Origin of the sequence: Leclercia sp. Colony189, assembly GCF_009740165.1 — a bacterium.
In the GTDB taxonomy this organism is placed as follows: domain Bacteria; phylum Pseudomonadota; class Gammaproteobacteria; order Enterobacterales; family Enterobacteriaceae; genus Enterobacter.
Map to the genome: position 1 here is coordinate 1,135,496 of NZ_CP046557.1, position 20,725 is coordinate 1,156,220.

General features: G+C 56.6%; 16 protein-coding genes and 1 other annotated feature. Of the genes, 11 read left to right on the plus strand and 5 right to left on the minus strand.

Annotated elements, in window-relative coordinates; genetic code table 11:
* Positions 1–60 precede the first annotated feature (60 nt).
* Positions 61–3,201 carry a multidrug efflux RND transporter permease subunit AcrB gene (acrB, locus tag GNG29_RS05355; RefSeq protein ID WP_103178504.1) on the minus strand — a complete coding sequence of 1,047 codons (3,141 nt, stop codon included), beginning with the start codon at positions 3,199–3,201 and terminating at the stop codon, positions 61–63.
* A 22-nt stretch (positions 3,202–3,223) separates the two neighbouring features.
* Positions 3,224–4,417 (minus strand): multidrug efflux RND transporter periplasmic adaptor subunit AcrA, encoded by a 1,194-nt coding sequence (gene acrA / locus GNG29_RS05360; RefSeq protein WP_156654007.1) that lies wholly within the window; start codon positions 4,415–4,417, stop codon positions 3,224–3,226.
* A gap of 142 nt (positions 4,418–4,559) precedes the next feature.
* On the opposite strand from acrA, the gene acrR reads away from it, so the two are divergent.
* Positions 4,560–5,213 carry a multidrug efflux transporter transcriptional repressor AcrR gene (gene acrR, locus GNG29_RS05365; RefSeq protein ID WP_103178506.1) on the plus strand — a complete coding sequence of 218 codons (654 nt, stop codon included), beginning with the start codon at positions 4,560–4,562 and terminating at the stop codon, positions 5,211–5,213.
* Between the two features lie 110 nt (positions 5,214–5,323).
* Positions 5,324–8,671, plus strand: coding sequence for a mechanosensitive channel MscK (gene mscK, locus GNG29_RS05370; RefSeq protein ID WP_103178507.1), 3,348 nt, complete (start codon positions 5,324–5,326; stop codon positions 8,669–8,671).
* 29 nt (positions 8,672–8,700) lie between these two features.
* Here mscK and rsmS read toward each other — a convergent pair whose 3' ends face one another.
* Together rsmS and priC are read right to left on the minus strand one after the other, a co-directional pair.
* On the minus strand, positions 8,701–8,859 hold the full coding sequence (gene rsmS / locus GNG29_RS05375) for a pleiotropic regulatory protein RsmS (protein ID WP_103178508.1): 159 nt from the start codon (positions 8,857–8,859) through the stop codon (positions 8,701–8,703).
* A 12-nt stretch (positions 8,860–8,871) separates the two neighbouring features.
* Positions 8,872–9,399 (minus strand): primosomal replication protein N'', encoded by a 528-nt coding sequence (gene priC / locus GNG29_RS05380; protein WP_156654008.1) that lies wholly within the window; start codon positions 9,397–9,399, stop codon positions 8,872–8,874.
* 50 nt (positions 9,400–9,449) lie between these two features.
* Here priC and GNG29_RS05385 point away from each other — a divergent pair, with 50 nt between their 5' ends.
* From GNG29_RS05385 to GNG29_RS05425, 9 genes are all read left to right on the plus strand, one after another.
* On the plus strand, positions 9,450–9,818 hold the full coding sequence (locus GNG29_RS05385; RefSeq protein WP_103178510.1) for a DUF454 family protein: 369 nt from the start codon (positions 9,450–9,452) through the stop codon (positions 9,816–9,818).
* A gap of 152 nt (positions 9,819–9,970) precedes the next feature.
* Positions 9,971–10,522: an adenine phosphoribosyltransferase gene (gene apt, locus GNG29_RS05390; RefSeq protein ID WP_010428187.1), complete on the plus strand. Its 552-nt coding sequence runs from the start codon at positions 9,971–9,973 to the stop codon at positions 10,520–10,522.
* Between the two features lie 89 nt (positions 10,523–10,611).
* Complete coding sequence (gene dnaX / locus GNG29_RS05395; protein WP_103178511.1) at positions 10,612–12,540, plus strand: DNA polymerase III subunit gamma/tau; 1,929 nt, start codon at positions 10,612–10,614, stop codon at positions 12,538–12,540.
* Positions 11,870–11,934: a sequence feature (DnaX frameshifting element), on the plus strand. (Overlaps the previous gene by 65 nt.)
* Before the next feature lie 53 nt (positions 12,541–12,593).
* Positions 12,594–12,926 (plus strand): YbaB/EbfC family nucleoid-associated protein, encoded by a 333-nt coding sequence (locus tag GNG29_RS05400; protein ID WP_014882811.1) that lies wholly within the window; start codon positions 12,594–12,596, stop codon positions 12,924–12,926.
* Positions 12,926–13,531, plus strand: a complete 606-nt coding sequence (gene recR, locus GNG29_RS05405; protein ID WP_103178512.1) for a recombination mediator RecR — start codon at positions 12,926–12,928, stop codon at positions 13,529–13,531. The genes GNG29_RS05400 and recR overlap by 1 nt, the downstream gene beginning before the upstream one ends.
* A gap of 111 nt (positions 13,532–13,642) precedes the next feature.
* The gene (gene htpG, locus GNG29_RS05410; RefSeq protein ID WP_103178513.1) at positions 13,643–15,517 is read left to right on the plus strand and encodes a molecular chaperone HtpG; all 1,875 of its coding nucleotides are present in this window, start codon (positions 13,643–13,645) and stop codon (positions 15,515–15,517) included.
* Positions 15,518–15,696: 179 nt separating this feature from the next.
* Positions 15,697–16,341, plus strand: coding sequence for an adenylate kinase (gene adk / locus GNG29_RS05415; RefSeq protein ID WP_103178514.1), 645 nt, complete (start codon positions 15,697–15,699; stop codon positions 16,339–16,341).
* A 137-nt stretch (positions 16,342–16,478) separates the two neighbouring features.
* Positions 16,479–17,441: a ferrochelatase gene (gene hemH, locus GNG29_RS05420; RefSeq protein WP_103178515.1), complete on the plus strand. Its 963-nt coding sequence runs from the start codon at positions 16,479–16,481 to the stop codon at positions 17,439–17,441.
* A gap of 62 nt (positions 17,442–17,503) precedes the next feature.
* Positions 17,504–18,808, plus strand: coding sequence for an inosine/guanosine kinase (locus GNG29_RS05425; RefSeq protein ID WP_103178516.1), 1,305 nt, complete (start codon positions 17,504–17,506; stop codon positions 18,806–18,808).
* Between the two features lie 76 nt (positions 18,809–18,884).
* Here the strand turns inward: GNG29_RS05425 and ybaL are convergent, their stop codons facing one another.
* Positions 18,885–20,549, minus strand: coding sequence for a YbaL family putative K(+) efflux transporter (ybaL, locus tag GNG29_RS05430; RefSeq protein WP_156654009.1), 1,665 nt, complete (start codon positions 20,547–20,549; stop codon positions 18,885–18,887).
* Positions 20,550–20,725: the final 176 nt, after the last annotated feature.

Below are 20,725 nucleotides of genomic sequence, written 5' to 3' on the forward strand. Positions count from 1 at the left end.
ATTGTTGAAAAAAAGGCCGCATATGCGGCCTTTTTAACGGTTAAACCCGAATGGGGGTCATCACACCGGATGATTGTGTTCGGTTTCGTCGTTCTTACGGCTGAAACGGCGACGTACGACCACGAAGAACACCGGCACGAAGAAGATTGCCAGGATGGTTGCGGTCACCATCCCGCCCATTACACCGGTACCTACGGCGTTCTGTGCACCGGAGCCTGCACCCGAGCTAATAACCAGCGGCATAACGCCGAGGATAAAGGCCAGCGAGGTCATCAGAATAGGACGCAGACGCATACGTACCGCCTCCAGCGTCGCTTCAATCAGGCCTTTCCCTTCTTTATCCATCAGATCCTTGGCGAATTCGACGATTAATATCGCGTTCTTCGCCGACAAGCCAATGGTTGTCAGCAGGCCCACCTGGAAGTAAACGTCGTTATTCAGGCTACGGAACGTGGCGGCCAGCAGGGCGCCGATAACGCCGAGCGGAACGACCAGCATAACCGAGAACGGAATCGACCAGCTCTCATACAGCGCCGCCAGACACAGGAAGACCACAATCAGCGAGATAGCATACAGGGCAGGGGCCTGGTTGCCGGAGAGCCGTTCCTGGTAGGACATCCCCGTCCAGTCGTAGCCGATGCCCGCTGGCAGTTTACCTGCCAGTTCTTCCATCAGGTTCATGGCCTCACCGGTACTTCTGCCCGGTGCCGCCTGACCCAGGATCTCCATGGATGGCAGACCGTTGTAACGTTCCAGACGCGGCGAGCCGTATTCCCAGCGTGAAGTGGAGAAGGCTGAGAATGGCACCATCTGTCCGTTGCTGCCGCGCACATACCAGTTATTGATATCGCTCGGCAACATACGGTACTGCGCTTCAGACATCACGTAGACCTTCTTCACGCGACCGCGGTCGATGAAGTCGTTGACGTAGCTACCGCCCCAGGCTGCGCCCAGCGTGGTATTGATGTCACTGATAGAGACGCCCAGCGCCTGTGCTTTTTCCTGATCGATATCCACTTTGAACTGCGGTGTATCTTCCAGGCCGTTCGGACGAACGCCAACCAGCAGGTCAGGGTGCTTCGCAACTTCGCCAAACAGCTGGTTACGCGCCTGAGTCAGTTTCTCATGGCCCAGACCACCCTGGTCGATAAGCTGGAAGTCAAAGCCGGTTGCCGTACCCAGTTCAACAATCGCTGGCAGGTTAAAGGCGAAGACCATCGCATCTTTAATCTGCGAGAAAGTGCCCATCGCACGACCCGTAATGGCCTCAACTTTGTTCTCGTCGCCTGGACGCTCAGCCCAGTCTTTCAGAGAGACGAAGGCGATACCGGTGTTCTGGCCACGACCCGCAAAGCCAAAGCCGTTAACCGCAAACACCGATTCAACGTTGGCTTTCTCTTTGTTCAGGTAGTAATCCGTGACCTCATCCAGCACTTTCTGGGTACGTTCCTGGGAAGCACCTGCAGGCAGCTGAGCCATGGTCAGGAATACGCCCTGGTCTTCATCCGGCAGGAACGAGCTTGGCAGACGAACGAACAGGTAAGCCATGCCGACCACGATGATGATATAGAGCAGCAGATAACGACCGGTGCTGCGCAGGATGTTGCCCACGCTGTCGGTGTAGTGGTGCGTGCTCTTATCGAACATACGGTTAAACCAGCCGAAGAAGCCTTTTTTGTTCTCGCCGTGATCGCCTTTTGCCACCGGTTTCAGCATGGTGGCGCACAGAGCCGGCGTCAGGATCAGTGCCACCAGAACCGACAGGGCCATCGCGGAAACGATAGTGATCGAGAACTGACGATAGATCGCACCGGTAGAACCACCAAAGAAGGCCATCGGGATAAATACCGCCGACAGCACCATGGCGATACCGACCAGGGCGCCCTGGATCTGGCCCATGGATTTACGGGTCGCCTCTTTCGGCGGGAGTCCCTCTTCGGACATCACACGCTCGACGTTTTCGACCACCACGATGGCGTCATCCACGAGCAGGCCGATCGCCAGCACCATCCCGAACATCGTCAGGGTGTTTATCGAGAAACCAAAGGCCGCCAGGATCGCAAAGGTCCCGAGCAGAACCACCGGTACGGCGATGGTTGGAATCAGCGTCGCACGGAAGTTTTGCAGGAACAGATACATCACCAGGAAGACCAGGATGATCGCTTCTACCAGCGTTTTCACCACTTCGTGGATGGAGATTTTCACGAACGGCGTTGTGTCATACGGGTAAACGATTTTCAGGCCTGACGGGAAGAACGGTTCCATTTTCTTCAGTTCGGCACGGATCGCCGTCGCGGTATCCAGGGCGTTGGCGCCAGTCGCCAGTTTAATCCCCAGACCGGATGCCGGCTGGCCGTTAAACTTCGCGATCACGTCATAGTTTTCACCACCCAGTTCCACCTTTGCCACGTCGCGCAGGCGAACCTGGGAACCGTCCGGATTCACCTTCAACAGGATCTTACTGAACTCATCCGCAGAGGTCAGACGGGTCTGGGCGATGATCGAGGCGTTCAGCTGCTGGCCTTTAACCGGCGGCGTACCGCCTAACTGACCGGCTGCAACCTGGGCGTTCTGCGCTTTAATGGCGTTAATCACGTCTACCGGCGTCAGCTGGAAGTTGTTCAGTTTGTTCGGATCCATCCAGATACGCATCGCGTACTGAGAACCGAAGAGCTGAACGTCACCGACACCAGAAGTACGGCTAATAGCGTCCTTCATGTTGGCGCCCACGTAGTCGGAAATATCCTCCTGCGTCATGGTGCCGTTGGTGTTGATAACGCCGACAACCATCAGGAAGCTACTGGAGGATTTCTCCACGCTCACACCCTGCTGTTGTACTTCCTGCGGCAGCAGCGGCATCGCCAGCTGCAGTTTGTTCTGTACCTGAACCTGGGCAATGTCCGCATCCGTACCCGACTCGAAGGTCAGGGTGATCTGAACAGTACCGGTTGAGTCACTGTTGGAGGACATGTACATCAGGTTATCGATACCGTTCATGTTCTGTTCGATAACCTGCGTGACGGTGTCCTGCACCGTTTTTGCATCAGCCCCTGGGTAGGTTGCGGCGATTGAAATTGCTGGCGGCGCAATGGTTGGATATTGCGCGACAGGCAGCTTCAGGATCGCAAGTCCCCCGGCTAGCATGATGATGATGGCGATCACCCACGCGAAAATGGGGCGATCGATAAAGAAATTAGGCATGTCTTAACGGCTCCTGTTTAAGTTAAGACTTAGGTTGTTCTGACTGACCGCCTGCTGAGGCTTGCTGTTGATTGTCAGACGTGACCTCTTGCGCTTTTACCTTGGCGCCTGGGCGAACTTTTTGTAATCCGGTAATGATGACGCGATCGCCATCTTTCAGACCGTCAGTCACCAACCATTTGTCACCAATCGCCTGGGTTGCCTTGATCTGACGAACTTCGACTTTGTCTTCAGCGCCAATCACCATCGCACTGGCATCGCCGCGCGGAGTACGGGTCACGCCCTGCTGTGGCACCAGCAGTGCGGTTGGGTTGGTCCCTTCTTCCAGGCTGGCGCGAACGAACATACCCGGTAACAGCGTATGGTTCGGGTTCGGGAAGATGGCGCGCAGGGTAATCGAACCGGTGGTCTGATCGACCGTTACGTCTGAGAACTCCAGGCTGCCGGTCTCCGGGAATTTGATGCCGTCGCTGGTGACCAGCTCAACTTTCGCTTTGCCGTTTTCCTGCTTCAGGGTGCCGTTTTCCAGCTCCTGTTTCAGACGCAGGAAATCGTTGCTCGACTGGGTGACATCGACATAGATCGGGTCCAGTTGCTGCACGGTTGCCAGCGCAGTGGTCTGGCCGTTCTGTACCAGCGCACCCTCGGTCACCGCGGATTTACCAATACGGCCGCTGATAGGGGAGGTCACTTTAGTATAGGCCAGGTTGATACGCGCGGTTTCAACGGCAGCCTTCGCAGCGACGACCGCAGCGTTAGCCTGCTGGGCATCCGCCTGCGCACTGTCATATTCCTGTTGGCTGATGTACTGCGTACCCAACAGTTTCTGATAACGGTTGACGGTCAGCTGGGCAATTTTTGCAGCAGCCTGCGCTTTGGCCAGATCGCCTTTCGCGCTTTCGTAGTTCGCCTGATAGGTTGCAGGATCAATCTGATACAGAGACTCGCCCGCTTTAACATCACCGCCTTCAGTAAAATTACGTTTCAGAATGATGCCACTCACCTGTGGACGCACTTCAGCAATACGGTAAGCGCTGGTTCGGCCGGGTAATTCTGTTGTCATCTGGAGAGGTTCGGTTTTGAGCGTCACGACACCAACTTCTGGCACCTGCTGCGCTCCTTGTTGAGCCTGTTTTTCGTCACATCCTGTAAGCGCTAAGCTGCCTGAGAGCATCAGAACGATCGCCAGAGGCGTTAACCCTCTGTTTTTGTTCATATGTAAACCTCGAGTTTCCGATTTCAAATTGATCAATGGATCAAGCGTCCACAAACCCATTGCTGCGTTTATATTATCGTCGTGCTATGGTACATACATTCATAAATGTATGTAAATCTGGCTCCTGTAAATTCACCTGCGCATGGCACGAAAAACCAAACAACAAGCACTTGCAACACGCCAACACATCCTTGATGTCGCTTTACGCTTGTTTTCGCAACAGGGGGTCTCCTCCACCTCTCTGGCTCAGATTGCTCAGGCGGCTGGGGTTACCCGGGGAGCGATTTACTGGCATTTCAAAAATAAGTCAGATTTATTTGGCGAAATTTGGGAGCTGTCAGAATCCAGTATTGGGGATCTTGAGACTGAGTATCGGGCAAAATTCCCTGGCGATCCACTCTCAGTTTTAAGAGAGATTCTGGTCTATATCCTTGAGGCGACGGTTATAGAAGAGCGACGCCGTCTGATGATGGAGATCATCTTCCATAAATGTGAATTTGTTGGGGAGATGGCGGTGGTGCAGCAGGCGCAGCGCAGCCTCTGTCTGGCCAGTTACGACCGAATCGAACAAACCCTGACGCACTGTATTAAAGCCAACATGCTCCCGGCTAATCTGCTGACCCGTCGCGCCGCCATTCTGATGCGCAGTTATATTTCCGGCATTATGGAAAACTGGCTGTTTGCTCCCCAGTCTTTTGATCTGCAACGTGAAGCCCGTGATTATGTCGCGATCCTGCTGGAGATGTACCAGCTCTGTCCCACGCTACGGGCGCAGCCTGAGCCGCTCCTGGCCTGACGCCCAGGAATTATCCGGGAGCCATCAGTTCACGCTATTTTGCTTTCGACGGCCGTGATATTCTTCACGCCGGTCATCCCGGTCATTCATCACACAAATTACACACTACTATGTCGCACTACACACGCCAATCGCATCCTGTTTTTGCCTTTATTTTGCTTCTCTTTTTTGCCTTACTGGCTTCCCCGGTTGCGTTTGCACGTGGTGATAACACCAGTGATACGCCAACCCGGGCAGATATTCAGAGCCAGCTTGATGTCCTGAACAAACAAAAAGAGCTCACTCCGCAGGACAAGCTGGTACAAAAAGACCTGACGGAAACCCTCGAGACTATTGATAAGCTTGAGCGGATCAAGGCCGAAACCACACAGTTACGCCAGAAAGTGGCCCAGGCGCCGGAAGCGATGCGTAAGGCGACCGAAAGCCTGAATGCGCTAAGTGATGTGGACAATGATGAAGAAACCCGCAAAACGCTGGCCACGCTCTCATTACGCCAGCTGGAACTGCGCGTATCGCAGTTGCTCGACGACCTACAAACCGCCCAGAGCGATCTCTCAACCTACAACAGCCAGCTGGTTTCCCTGCAAACTCAGCCGGAGCGCGTACAGAATGCAATGTATGCCGCCTCTCAGGAGCTGCAGCAGATCCGCAATCGCCTGAACGGCACCACGGTGGGCGAGGCGGCGTTACGCCCCACGCAGCAAACGTTGCTCATGACGCAGCAGCTTCTGCTGAATGCCCAGATCGAACAGCAGCGCAAGAGCCTGGAAGGCAATACCGTCCTGCAGGATACCCTGCAAAAACAGCGCGACTACGTCACCGCGAACATCAACCGTCTGGAGCACCAGCTGCAGCTGCTGCAGGAGGCGGTCAACAGCAAGCGACTGACCCTGACGGAGAAAACGGCTCAGGAAGCGGTAAACCCGGATGAAACCGCGCGTATCCAGGAAAATCCGCTGGTGAAGCAAGAGCTGGACGTTAACCACCAGCTCAGCCAGCGCCTGATTAAAGCTACTGAAAACGGCAACACCCTGGTTCAGCAGAACATTAAAGTGAAAAACTGGCTGGATCGCGCCCTACAGTCCGAACGCAATATTAAAGAGCAGATTGCCGTCCTGAAAGGCAGCCTGCTGCTGTCGCGTATCCTTTATCAGCAGCAGCAGACTTTACCTTCTGCCGATGAGCTGGAGGACATGACCAACCGCATTGCGGATCTGCGCCTGGAGCAGTTTGAGGTCAACCAACAGCGCGATGCCCTGTTCCAGAGCGATGCCTTCGTGGCGAAGCTGGAAGAGGGGCACAAGAGCGAGGTCAATGGAGAGGTTCACGATGCGCTGTTGCAGGTGGTGGATATGCGCCGCGAACTGCTTGACCAGATGAATAAACAGCTGGGTAATCAGCTCATGATGGCCATTAACCTGCAGATCAACCAGCAGCAACTGGTGAGCGTATCCAAAAGTCTGCAGGAGATCCTCACCCAGCAAATCTTCTGGGTGAACAGCAATAAACCGATGGACTGGGACTGGATCAAATCCTTCCCGGGCATGCTGAAAGATCAGATTAAGGGGATGAAAATCTCTGTTAACTGGGAAAAAGCAGGCCCTGCGGTGGCGTTTGCTTTCCTGGCGGGTCTGCCGCTGTTGTTGATTGCCGGCCTCATTCGCTGGCGTCTTGGCTGGCTGAAAAAGTATCAGGCGAAGCTGGCGCAGGAAGTGGGGCAGTTGCGTAATGACAGCCAGCTTCATACCCCAAAAGCGATTCTTATCGATCTGATCCGCGCCCTGCCGGTCTGTCTGCTGATCCTCGCCGCCGGCCTGATCCTGTTCACGATGCAGCTCAATATCAGCGATCTGCTGTGGGCCTTCAGCAAAAAGCTGGCGCTGTTCTGGCTGGTCTTTGGCCTGTGCTGGAAAGTGCTGGAGAAGGATGGCGTGGCGGTGAGCCACTTTAATATGCCTGCGCAACTGACCAGCCACTGGCGCCGCCAGATTGTGCGCATCAGCCTGGCGCTGTTGCCGCTGCACTTCTGGTCGGTGGTGGCGGAGCTCTCTCCGCTCCATCTGATGGATGATGTGCTGGGGCAGTTCGTTATCCTGCTTAATCTGCTGCTGATCAGCGTCCTGATGTGGCCGATATTCCGTGACAGCTGGCGTGACAAAGAGTCGCATACCATTCGTCTGGTGACGGTCACCGTACTCTCTATTATTCCTATCGCCCTGATGGTGCTGACGGCCACCGGCTATTTCTATACCACCCTGCGTCTGTCAGGTCGCTGGATTGAAACCGTCTATCTGGTGATCTTCTGGAACCTGCTCTATCAGACCGTGCTGCGCGGGCTGAGCGTTGCCGCCCGCCGTATTGCCTATCGCCGCGCGCTGGCGCGTCGGCAGAATATGGTGAAGGAGGGGGCCGAAGGCGCTGAACCGCAGGAAGAGCCGACCATTGCCCTGGAGCAGGTTAACCAGCAAACGCTGCGTATCACCATGCTGGTGATGATAGCCCTGTTCGGCGTGATGTTCTGGGCGATCTGGTCTGATTTAATCACCGTCTTTGCCTATCTCGACAGCATTACGCTGTGGCACTACAGCGGCACCGAAGCGGGTGCGGCGGTGATGAAAAATGTCACTATGGGCAGCCTGCTGTTTGCACTGGTCTCGTCGGTGGTGGCATGGGCCTTGATCCGCAACTTACCCGGCCTGCTGGAGGTACTGATCCTCTCGCGCCTGAATATGCGTCAGGGGGCCTCCTACGCCATTACCACCATCCTGAACTATGTGATTCTGGTGGTGGGCGCCATGACCGTCTTCGGTTCGCTCGGGGTGTCGTGGGACAAACTGCAGTGGCTGGCGGCGGCGTTGTCGGTGGGCCTTGGTTTCGGTTTGCAGGAGATCTTCGGTAACTTCGTCTCCGGCCTGATTATTCTGTTCGAACGTCCGGTGCGTATCGGCGATACCGTCACCATCGGTACCTTCTCGGGCACCGTCAGCAAGATCCGTATCCGCGCGACCACCATCACTGATTTCGATCGCAAAGAGGTGATCATCCCGAACAAAGCGTTCGTCACCGAGCGGTTGATCAACTGGTCGCTGTCGGACACCATCACCCGCGTGGTGATCCGCATTGGCGTGGCCTACGGTTCCGATCTGGAGATGGTGAAAAACGTCCTGCTGAAAGCGGCGATGGATCATCCAAAAGTGATGCACGATCCGGAGCCAGCCGTCTTCTTTACGACCTTCGGGCCGAGCACGTTAGATCATGAGCTGCGTCTGTACGTGCGTGAACTGCGCGATCGCAGCTATACGGTGGATGAACTGAACCGCACCATCGAACGTATGTGCCGCGAGAACAACATCAATATCGCCTTTAACCAGCTGGAAGTGCATCTGCGCAATGAAAAGGGCGACGAGCACACTGAAGTGAAACGTGACATTAAGGGTGACGATCCAACCCCGGCGTGATGTGCCCCCTCGCTCTCGCCTTCTCCCTTTCAGGGAGAGGGCAGGGGGGAGGGCAATTTCCCTTCAAAATCCCGCTTCACAATCTCCAGCGCTTTCAGCACTGTTTCAGTGGGGATGCCATGGTTCTCCAGCAACATGATCAGGTCGACGGCCAGCTTGACTTCGTCGGGGGCATTTTCCAGTGACACACACTACTCCTGTTAACGGGTCAGACGCGCGATAACGCGTTCAATATCATCCAGTGCCTTACGACAGCGTTCAAGCCGTCCTTCCAGGGCGGTGATTTCGCGCATCAGCATCTGCTGTTCTTCCAGCGTTTCGGCCTGATTCAGCCGCGCCGCGCGCGCCTTTTTCATTTCACATAGCCGACGTTCAAACTCCTGGTGTTCCAGACGCTTGCGCTGCCATTTTGTGGTGCCGGCAGAGGAACTGTCCCAGACGCGTAGCGGCCAGGCGGCAATCTCCCGATGCAGGGCGGCAATCTGTTCCGCCAGATGACCGGCGAGCCAGGCCACCTGCTCAGATTGCCCCTTTTCCACGGAGTGACGCAGCTCATCCAGGTTGTGCTGGGCTTCATCCAGATAGGCATTCATCACCGTGCTGCGGGTGCGAAACAGTTGCCGGTCAAAGCGCGGCTTCAGCGTGGCGTGCTGCATCAGCGGTGCGGCCTGCATGCGCAGGGCCGACAGCTGATTTTGCAACGTTTGTAAAAGCAAGGCTGTTTTCAATCCGCACTCCAGTGGTACAGTAGCCGTTCAGTTTGATACCGATTCGCATTATGCAGCGTACTATTCTAATCATCATTGGCTGGCTTGCGGTAGTGCTCGGCACGCTGGGTGTCGTTTTACCCCTGCTGCCGACTACCCCTTTTATATTGCTGGCGGCGTGGTGCTTCGCCCGCTCCTCGCCGCGTTTTCACCACTGGCTGCTCTACCGCTCATGGTTTGGCGGCTATCTGCGTCACTGGCAACAGTACCGTGCAATGCCGCCCGGGGCTAAGCCGCGGGCCATTGCGCTGATCCTGGTGACCTTCGCCATTTCATTATGGCTGGTCAAAATGATGTGGGTACGGATCCTGCTGCTGGCGATCCTCACCTGCCTGCTCATTTTCATGTGGCGGATCCCCGTTGTTGATGAAAAGCAATAATCATCAGACTGGCTGTTGCATTTCTTGTGCGCAGCCAGTAAATTCGACCGTTTTCGAGCACGGGCGGGCCTGGTTAAAGGTTAAACAATTGTTACTTTGACCAACCCTTTATCCGCTCCGTGAGTAACACCGTTTTCATCAGGCATCCATTTATGACCGCAACTGCGCAGCAGCTTGAATTTCTTAAAAACAGCATCAAAAGCATCCAGGATTATCCAAAGCCTGGCATTCTTTTCCGTGATGTCACCAGCTTGCTGGAAGACCCAAAAGCGTACGCGCTCAGCATTGAACTGCTGGTTGAGCGTTATAAGAACGCTGGGATCACCAAAGTTGTAGGCACCGAGGCCCGTGGTTTCCTCTTTGGCGCCCCGGTTGCGCTGGCAATGGGCGTGGGTTTTGTACCGGTGCGTAAACCGCGTAAACTGCCTCGCGAAACCATCGCCGAGAGCTACGAACTGGAGTACGGCACCGACCAGCTTGAGATCCACGTTGATGCGATAAAGCCAGGCGACAAAGTGCTGGTGGTTGACGATCTGCTGGCCACCGGCGGCACCATTGAAGCGACCGTGAAGCTGATCCGTCGCCTGGGTGGCGAAGTGACCGATGCGGCCTTTATCATCAACCTGTTCGATCTGGGCGGTGAACAGCGCCTCGAAAAACAGGGCATCACCAGCTACAGCCTCGTGCCATTCCCGGGACATTAATCCTCCCGCCCGCAACCTCGCCCAACGGGTGAGGTTGTGTTAGCATTACCCCCCTGAATATCCACCTTCCAGCGTTGCAGAGCCTGCCCATGAGTTATCAGGTGTTAGCCCGTAAATGGCGACCCCAAACCTTTGCTGACGTTGTCGGCCAGGAACATGTGCTGACCGCCCTGGCGAACAGCTTATCGCTAGGACGTATCCACCACGCCTGGCTTTTTTCCGGCACCCGTGGCGTCGGTAAAACCTCTATTGCCCGTTTGCTGGCGAAAGGCCTTAACTGCGAAACCGGGATCACCGCCACGCCGTGCGGCGTGTGTGATAACTGCCGTGAAATCGAGCAGGGGCGCTTTGTCGATCTGATTGAGATCGATGCCGCATCGCGCACCAAAGTCGAAGATACCCGCGATCTGCTGGATAACGTCCAGTACGCCCCGGCGCGTGGCCGCTTCAAGGTCTATCTGATCGATGAAGTGCACATGCTGTCGCGCCACAGCTTTAACGCCCTGCTGAAAACGCTGGAAGAACCGCCTGCACACGTTAAATTCCTGCTGGCGACCACCGATCCGCAAAAGCTGCCGGTCACTATCTTGTCCCGCTGTCTGCAGTTCCATCTGAAGGCGCTGGACGTCACGCAGATCCGCGATCGGCTCGAATACATCCTGAACGAAGAGCAGGTTGCCCATGAACCGCGGGCGCTGCAGCTGCTGGCGCGTGCCGCAGATGGCAGCCTGCGCGATGCGCTCAGCCTCACCGATCAGGCGATTGCCAGCGGCGAAGGCAAGCTGACGACCCAGGCGGTGAGCACCATGCTCGGCACGCTGGATGACGATCAGGCGCTGTCGCTGATTGAAGCGGTTGTCGAGGCCAACGGCGAGCGGGTGATGGAGCTGGTCAACGCCTCAGCCTCACGCGGCGTGGAGTGGGAAGCCCTGCTGGTAGAGATGCTCAGCCTGCTGCACCGGATCGCGATGGTGCAGCTCTCCCCGGCGGCGCTGGGCCCGGATATGGCGGCCATTGAACAGCGGATGCGCGAGCTGGCCCGCACCATTCCGCCAACGGATGTACAGCTTTACTACCAAACCCTGTTAATTGGTCGTAAGGAACTGCCGTTCGCGCCCGACAGACGTATGGGGGTTGAGATGACCCTGCTGCGCGCGCTGGCGTTCCATCCGCGCATGCCGTTGCCGGAACCCGAGGTGCAGCCACAGTCTTTCGCACCGGCCGCGCCGACGGCGGTTATGTCACCGCAGCAGGTGCCTGTACAGCCGGCAGCGCCATCGCCGCAAAATGTGCCGCTGTCGGACGCCACCAGTTCGGTGCTTGCTGCCCGCAGCCAGCTACAGCGCGCGCAGGGAGCACCCAGACCAAAAAAGAGTGAACCGGCAGCGCCTGCAAGAGCGCGGCCGGTAAATAACGCCGCGCTTGAACGTCTGGCTTCGGTCACGGATCGTGTCCAGTCGCGTTCGGCATCGGTCACTTCTGAGCCTAAGGCGCCGGTTAAGCAAGAAGCCTATCGCTGGAAAGCCACCACCGTCACCGAAGAGGTGAAGGTGGAGATTGCCACGCCGAAGGCGCTGAAAAAGGCGCTGGAGCATGAGAAAACGCCGGAGCTCTCCGCGAAGCTTGCGGAAGAGTCGCTTGTGCGCGATGCCTGGGCAGCAGAGGTCAGTAAACTGAAGCTGCCGAAGCTGGTGGAGCAGGTCGCGCTCAACGCCTGGCGTGAGCAGGAGGGCAACCGCATCTGCCTGCATCTGCGTCCGGGCCAGCGTCACCTGAACTCGGCGAGCGCGCAGCAGGTGCTGAGTGAGGCGCTCTCCACATTACAGGGCGCGCCGGTTGAATTGACTATCATTGAAGATGATAATCCGGCGGTCCGTACCCCGCTGGAGTGGCGTCAGGCCATTTATGAAGAGAAGCTCGCGCAGGCGCGTGAGGCGATTATCGCGGATAATAACATTCAGACCCTGCAGCGTTACTTCGATGCAGAACTGGATGAAGAGAGTATTCGACCCATTTGATCGTGAGTCTGACTTACGGTTGTTATCTTTAACGTGAAAGAAGAGAGAAGCCTATGTTTGGTGGTAAAGGCGGTCTGGGTGGTCTGATGAAGCAGGCCCAGCAGATGCAGGAAAAAATGCAGAAGATGCAGGAAGAGATCGCACAGATGGAAGTCACTGGCGAATCGGGCGCAGGTCTGGTCAAAGTGACCATCAACGGCGCACACAACTGCCGTCGCGTGGAGATCGACCCAAGCCTGCTCGAAGACGACAAAGAGATGCTGGAAGATCTGGTCGCCGCTGCGTTTAACGATGCTGCGCGCCGTATCGACGAAACTCAGAAAGAAAAAATGGCCTCTGTATCCTCCGGAATGCAGCTGCCACCGGGCTTTAAGATGCCATTCTGATGCAAACCAGTCCGCTGCTTACGCAGTTAATGGAAGCGCTACGCTGCCTGCCGGGCGTAGGCCCGAAGTCGGCGCAGCGCATGGCGTTTACCCTGCTGCAACGCGATCGTAGCGGCGGCATGCGTCTGGCGCAGGCCCTGACCCGCGCCATGTCAGAAATTGGCCACTGTGCCGACTGCCGCACCTTTACCGAGCAGGAGGTGTGTAACATCTGCGCCAATCCGCGTCGTCAGGAAAATGGTCAGATCTGCGTGGTGGAGAGTCCTGCGGACATCTATGCCATCGAGCAGACCGGGCAGTTTTCCGGCCGCTATTTTGTGCTGATGGGGCATCTCTCGCCGCTGGACGGCATTGGTCCGGATGATATCGGCCTGGACCGTCTTGAACAGCGCCTGAAATCGGAAACGATCAACGAGGTGATCCTCGCCACCAACCCAACGGTGGAAGGGGAGGCGACAGCCAACTATATCGCCGAGCTGTGTGCGGAGTCGGGCGTTGATGCCAGTCGAATTGCCCACGGCGTGCCGGTTGGCGGCGAGCTGGAAATGGTCGATGGCACCACGCTGTCCCACTCTCTGGCAGGTCGTCACAAGATTAATTTCTGACCAAACGGAGGCTGCAGTCGTGGCCTCCGCTTGAAAAAATTCTCCCCTGGCCCCATCTCTCCCTCAACGCTTTTAAACCCCATTAAATGGCATTGTTGAGGTCGACTTAGTATGAAAGGACAAGAAACCCGTGGTTTCCAGTCAGAGGTAAAACAGCTTCTGCACCTGATGATCCATTCTCTTTATTCCAATAAAGAAATTTTCCTGCGCGAGCTTATCTCTAACGCCTCTGATGCGGCAGACAAGCTGCGTTTTCGTGCGCTCTCGAAGCCAGAGCTGTATGAAGGTGACGGCGAACTGCGCGTGCGCGTCTCATTTGATAAAGAGAACCGCACCCTGACCATCGCCGACAACGGCATCGGTATGACCCGTGATGAAGCCATTGACCATCTCGGCACCATCGCCAAATCCGGCACCAAAGCGTTCCTGCAGTCGATGGGTTCCGATCAGGCCAAAGACAGCCAGCTGATCGGCCAGTTCGGTGTGGGCTTCTATTCCGCCTTCATCGTGGCGGATAAAGTTACCGTGCGCACGCGTGCGGCAGGCGAAAGCGCTGAAAGCGGCGTATTCTGGGAATCCCACGGCGAAGGTGAATACACCGTTGCCGACATCACCAAAGCCGATCGCGGCACCGAGATCACCCTGCACCTGCGCGAAGGGGAGGACGATTTCCTCAACGACTGGCGCGTACGCTCCATCATCAGCAAATATTCTGACCATATCGCCCTGCCGGTAGAGATCGAAAAACAGGAAGAGAAAGATGGCGAAACCGTCATCTCCTGGGAGAAGATCAACAAAGCGCAGGCGCTGTGGACGCGTAACAAGTCTGAAATCAAAGACGACGAATACAACGAATTCTACAAGCACATCGCCCACGACTTTACCGATCCGCTGACCTGGAGCCACAACCGCGTGGAAGGGAAGCAGGAGTACACCAGCCTGCTCTACATCCCGGCGCAGGCACCGTGGGATATGTGGAACCGCGATCACAAGCACGGCCTGAAGCTGTACGTGCAGCGCGTGTTCATCATGGATGAAGCTGAACAGTTCATGCCGAACTACCTGCGCTTTGTGCGCGGCCTGATTGACTCCAACGATCTGCCGCTGAACGTCTCCCGTGAGATCCTGCAGGACAGCACCGTCACCCGTAATCTGCGCACCGCGCTGAGCAAGCGTGCGCTGCAGATGCTGGATAAGCTGGCGAAAGACGACGCCGAAAAATACCAGACTTTCTGGAAACAGTTCGGCCTGGTGCTGAAAGAGGGCCCGGCGGAAGATCCGTCTAACGTTGAAGCCATTGCCAAACTGCTGCGCTTCGCCTCCACACACAACGACTCTTCCGAGCAGAATGTGTCGCTGGAAGAGTACATCTCCCGCATGAAAGAAGGGCAGGAGAAGATCTACTACATCACCGCCGACAGCTATGCCGCGGCGAAGAGCAGCCCGCACCTGGAGCTGCTGCGTAAGAAAGGCATCGAAGTGCTGCTGCTTTCCGATCGCATCGATGAGTGGATGATGAACTACCTGACCGAGTTCAGCGGCAAAGCGTTCCAGTCCGTTGCCAAAGCCGATGAGTCCATCGACAAGCTGGCAGATGAAGTGGACGATACCGCGAAAGAGGCGGAAAAAGCGCTGGAGCCGTTTGTTGAGCGCGTGAAAACCCATCTGGGCGATCGCGTGAAAGAGGTGCGTTTCACCCACCGTCTGACCGATACCCCTGCCATCGTCACCACTGATGCTGACGAGATGAGCACCCAGATGGCGAAGCTGTTCGCCGCTGCGGGTCAGGCAGTGCCGGAGGTGAAATACATCTTTGAACTGAACCCGGACCACGCGCTGGTGAAACGTGCAGCCGAGACCCAGGATGAAGCCCGCTTCGCCGAGTGGGTTGAACTGCTGCTGGATCAGTCCCTGCTGGCTGAACGCGGCACGCTGGAAGATCCAAACCAGTTCATCAAACGCGTGAATGCGTTGCTGCTGGCGTAAATCACTTCCCTCTCTTCGCTGAAGAGAGGATAAGGGTGCAGGTTATCTGCCTGCACCCACTAATAAATTCCCCTCATTAACCGTTTCAGCCTGCCCGCCTTTCTTGAGCGATACCCGTTCTGGTGGTATTGTTTAGCGCTTTTTGAAAAATTGAATCGACTTTTGAGGGGATTTTCGCAATGCGTATTATTCTGCTTGGCGCTCCGGGCGCGGGTAAAGGAACTCAGGCTCAGTTCATCATGGAGAAATACGGTATTCCGCAAATCTCTACGGGTGACATGCTGCGTGCCGCTGTTAAATCTGGCTCCGAGCTGGGTAAACAGGCGAAAGACATTATGGACGCCGGCAAACTGGTGACCGACGAGCTGGTTATCGCTCTGGTTAAAGAACGCATTTCTCAGGAAGATTGCCGTAACGGTTTCCTGCTGGACGGCTTCCCACGTACCATTCCGCAGGCGGATGCCATGAAAGACGCGGGCATCAACGTAGACTACGTGCTGGAGTTCGACGTACCGGACGAACTGATCGTTGACCGTATCATCGGTCGTCGCGTACACGCCGCTTCCGGCCGCGTTTACCACGTTAAGTTCAATCCGCCGCAGGTGGAAGGCAAAGACGACGTGACCGGCGAAGAGCTGACCACTCGTAAAGACGATCAGGAAGAGACCGTGCGTAAGCGCCTGGTGGAATACCATCAGATGACCGCGCCGCTGATCGGCTACTACTCTAAAGAAGCGCAGGCGGGTAACACCAAATACGCAAAAGTCGACGGTACTAAGCCTGTCGCTGACGTTCGTGCAGAGCTGGAAAAGATCCTCGGCTAATCGCACCACCACTTAACGTGGTTCTCACCCGGGACCCCGGGTGAGAAAAATTCTCATTTTACCTTTTGCTGCAATTGGTTCCGTTTACGCACTTTTCAGATACACTTATCAGCCTGTTAAAAGGTTATGAGGCGTGAATGAGTCAGGCGAAAACCGGCATCCTGCTTGCCAATCTGGGAACCCCCGAAGCACCTACTCCAGCGGCGGTAAAACGCTACCTGCGACAATTTTTAAGCGATACGCGCGTTGTGGATACCCCACGCCTGCTGTGGTGGCCTTTGCTGCGCGGCGTGATTCTGCCGATCCGTTCGCCGCGCGTGGCAAAGCTCTATCAGTCCGTCTGGATGGAAGAGGGCTCACCGCTGATGGTCTACAGCCGTCGTCAGGAGAAGGCGCTGGCCGCCCGTCTGCCGGATATGCCGGTGGCGCTGGGCATGAGCTACGGCAAACCTTCCTTGAAAAGCGCCGTCGATGAACTGCTGGCGCAGGGCGTTGAGCACATTGTGGTGCTGACGCTCTATCCGCAGTATTCCTGCTCCACTGTGGCAGCCGTCTGGGATGAGCTGGCGCGCATTCTGGCAACCCGTCGTCGCATACCCGGCGTGACCTTTATTCGCGACTACGCGGATAACGAGCTCTATATCAACGCCCTTGCCAGCAGCGCCCGCGCGTCGTTTGAGAAACACGGCGAGCCGGATCTGCTGCTGCTCTCCTATCACGGCATCCCGCAGCGATTCGCCAACGAAGGGGACGACTATCCGCAGCGCTGCCGCGATACCACCCGTGAGCTGGTATCCGCCCTCGGCCTGCCGCCCGAGAAGGTGATGATGACCTTCCAGTCGCGCTTTGGCCGCGAGCCGTGGCTGACCCCTTATACCGATGAGACCCTCAAAATGCTGGGTGAGAAGGGGGTGAAGCATATCCAGGTGATGTCGCCGGGCTTTGCGTCAGACTGTCTGGAAACCCTGGAAGAGATCGCGGTGCAAAACCGGGAGTTCTTCCTCGAAGCGGGCGGGACGAAGTACGAGTATATTCCGGCCCTTAACGACAATCCTGAGCACATCGAGATGATGGCATCACTGGTGACCCGCAGCCGCTGATCGCACTCTGCGCCGGGTTTGTGCTACCATTCCCGGCCCATCCGTCACTCATAGCTCAGAACATGAAATTTCCCGGTAAACGTAAATCCAAACACTACTTTCCCGTTAACGCCCGCGATCCGCTGCTGCAGCAAATTCAGCCGGAAAATGAGTCCAGTGCTGCCTGGGTGGTGGGTATCGACCAGACGCTGGTAGATATTGAAGCTAAAGTGGACGATGCGTTTGTCGAACGTTACGGCCTGAGCGCCGGGCACTCTCTGGTGATTGAAGACGACGTAGCGGAAGCGCTCTATCAGGAGCTGGTGCGGGATAACCTGATCACCCATCAGTTTGCCGGGGGGACCATCGGCAATACCATGCACAACTACTCCGTGCTGGCGGACGACCGCTCCGTACTGCTGGGCGTGATGTGCAGCAATGTCGAAATCGGCAGTTACGCCTACCGTTATCTCTGCAACACCTCCAGCCGGACCGATCTGAACTACCTGCAAGGGGTGGACGGGGCGATTGGCCGCTGTTTTACGCTGATCGGTGAATCCGGCGAGCGGACCTTCGCCATCAGCCCTGGCCATATGAACCAGCTGCGCGCCGACAGCATTCCTGAAGAGGTGATCGCCGGGGCATCGGCACTGGTGCTGACCTCCTATCTGGTGCGCTGCAAGCCCGGTGAGCCGATGCCGGAAGCGACCATGAAGGCCGTGGAATACGCGAAGAAATACAACGTGCCGGTGGTCCTTACCCTGGGCACCAAATTTGTCATCGCCGATAACCCGGAGTGGTGGCAGGCGTTCCTGAAGGAGCACGTCTCGATTCTGGCGATGAACGAAGAAGAGGCCGAAGCCCTGACCGGGGAGAGCGATCCGCTGCTGGCATCCGATAAAGCGCTGGACTGGGTCGATCTGGTGCTCTGCACCGCCGGGCCGGTAGGATTGTATATGGCTGGCTTCACCGAAGAAGAGGCAAAACGCAAGACCCAGCATCCGCTGTTGCCGGGGGCGATTGCCGAGTTCAACCAGTTTGAATTCAGCCGCGCCATGCGCCATAAGGACTGCGTAAATCCGCTGCGTATCTTCTCGCATATCGCCCCGTACATGGGTGGCCCGGAGAAGATCATGAACACCAACGGCGCAGGCGACGGCGCGCTGGCGGCGCTGCTGCACGATATCACTGCCAACGCGTTCCACCGTACCAACGTGCCGAACTCCAGCAAACACAAGTTTAACTGGCTGACCTATTCGTCGCTGGCGCAGGTATGTAAGTACGCAAACCGCGTGAGTTATCAGGTGTTGAACCAGCACTCACCGCGCTTAACGCGCGGCCTGCCGGAGCGGGAAGACAGTCTGGAAGAGTCCTACTGGGACAGATAAGTCCATTCCCCGGCAGCGCTGCGCTTGCCGGGGCGACGTCCAGGCCTGCTAAGCGAAGCGCCAGCAGGCTTTTTTTTTACCCCATCACCGGCGCCTTATCCAGCAGCGCCAGCATCGTATTGGCAATTTCACGCTCACCCATCACCACCTGATTCGCGCCACGCTCGGTGATGTAATCCACCTCGTCGTCGTAATGGGCGCGGGCAATAATTTCAATATCCGGACACTTTTCGCGCGCCGAGGCGACAATCTCACCCGCTTCATAGCCGTTGGGAATGGTCAGCAGCAGCCAGCGCGCGCAGTCCAGATGCGCCAGATTCATGATCTCTTCGTTCGCCGCATTCCCCAGCACCGCCCGGATCCCGCGTGCGCGCAACTCATCCACGCGGGTACGGGAGTTTTCAATCACCACCAGCGGAATGCCCTGGGCCATCAGCTTCTCACCCAGCAGGCTGCCGACGCGGCCAAAACCCACCAGCAGGGCGTGGTTACAGATATCCACCGGGATCTGCTTCTCATCCTCAATGGCCTCTTCCAGCGTCTGATCGTCCAGGATTTCGGTTTTATCGAGGTATTTTTCCAGCAGCGCGAACAGTATCGGGTTCAGCATAATTGAGAGGATCGCCCCCGCCAGCACCAGGTTTTGCCCGGCCTGCGGCAGCAGATCCAGCGCCATGCCCAGCCCGGCGAGAATAAAGGCAAATTCACCAATCTGGGCGAGACTGGCGGCAATAGTCAGCGCGGTACGCGGCGAGTGGCCGAACATGCGCACCAGGAAGAAAGCGGCGAGTGACTTACCGAAGATAATGATGGCCAGCGTGCCGAGCACCGCCAGCGGCTGTTCAATGAGGATCATCGGATTGAACAGCATCCCTACCGAGACGAAGAACAGCACCGCAAAGGCGTCGCGCAGGGGCAGGGTATCGTGGGCGGCACGGTGGCTCAGCTCCGATTCGTTCAGCACCATCCCGGCAAAGAAGGCCCCCAGCGCGAAGGAGACATCGAACAGCTCCACGGCGCCAAAGGCGATGCCCAGCGCCAGGGCCAGCACCGAGAGGGTGAACAGTTCACGCGAGCCGGTCGCTGCGCTACGGGCGAGGATCCACGGTACCAGGCGGCGGCCCACCAGCATCATAATGGCGATAAACGCCACTACCTTACCGATGGTAATACTCATATCCAGCGCCAGCGAGGCTAAACCGACGTTCTCTTTTTCCAGCATGCCGGCGACCGCAGGCAGCAGCACCAGGGTCAAGACCATCACCAGATCTTCAACAATCAGCCAGCCGATGGCGATCTGCCCCCGCTGGCTGTCAATCAGCTGTCTCTCTTCAAGCGCGCGCAGCAGTACCACGGTACTGGCGGTAGAAAGACAGAGCCCAAACACGATGCCGGTCATCAGCGGCCAGCCCAGCACCGCGGAAAGCGCCATACCCAACAACGTCGCCACGGCTATCTGGGCGATCGCGCCGGGAATGGCGATGGACTTTACCGCCATCAAATCCTTCAGGGAGAAATGCAAACCCACACCGAACATCAGCAGGATCACGCCAAGCTCTGCCAGCTCCGGGGCGAGTTTCGTATCAGCAACAAAACCTGGGGTAAAAGGTCCGGCTAACACGCCCGCCAATAAATAGCCCACCAGAGGGGAAATACGCAGTTTGTTGGCAATCATGCCGAGAATAAAAGCGAGTACAAGTCCACCAACAATGGTGGTGATAAGCGGTGTGGCGTGGTGCATTCCGTCTCCTTTCGTTGCTGTATGACGCCATTTTTGGTCGGGAAACCAAAAAGCTGTGTAATAGTTTATGACAAAATTAATGATTACGTTTATGAATAATCATTGGATTTTGGTAAAAACAGCAATAATGGAGAAACGGAAGCCTGGGCGGGGAATTTTCAGAAGGAAAGTAAAGA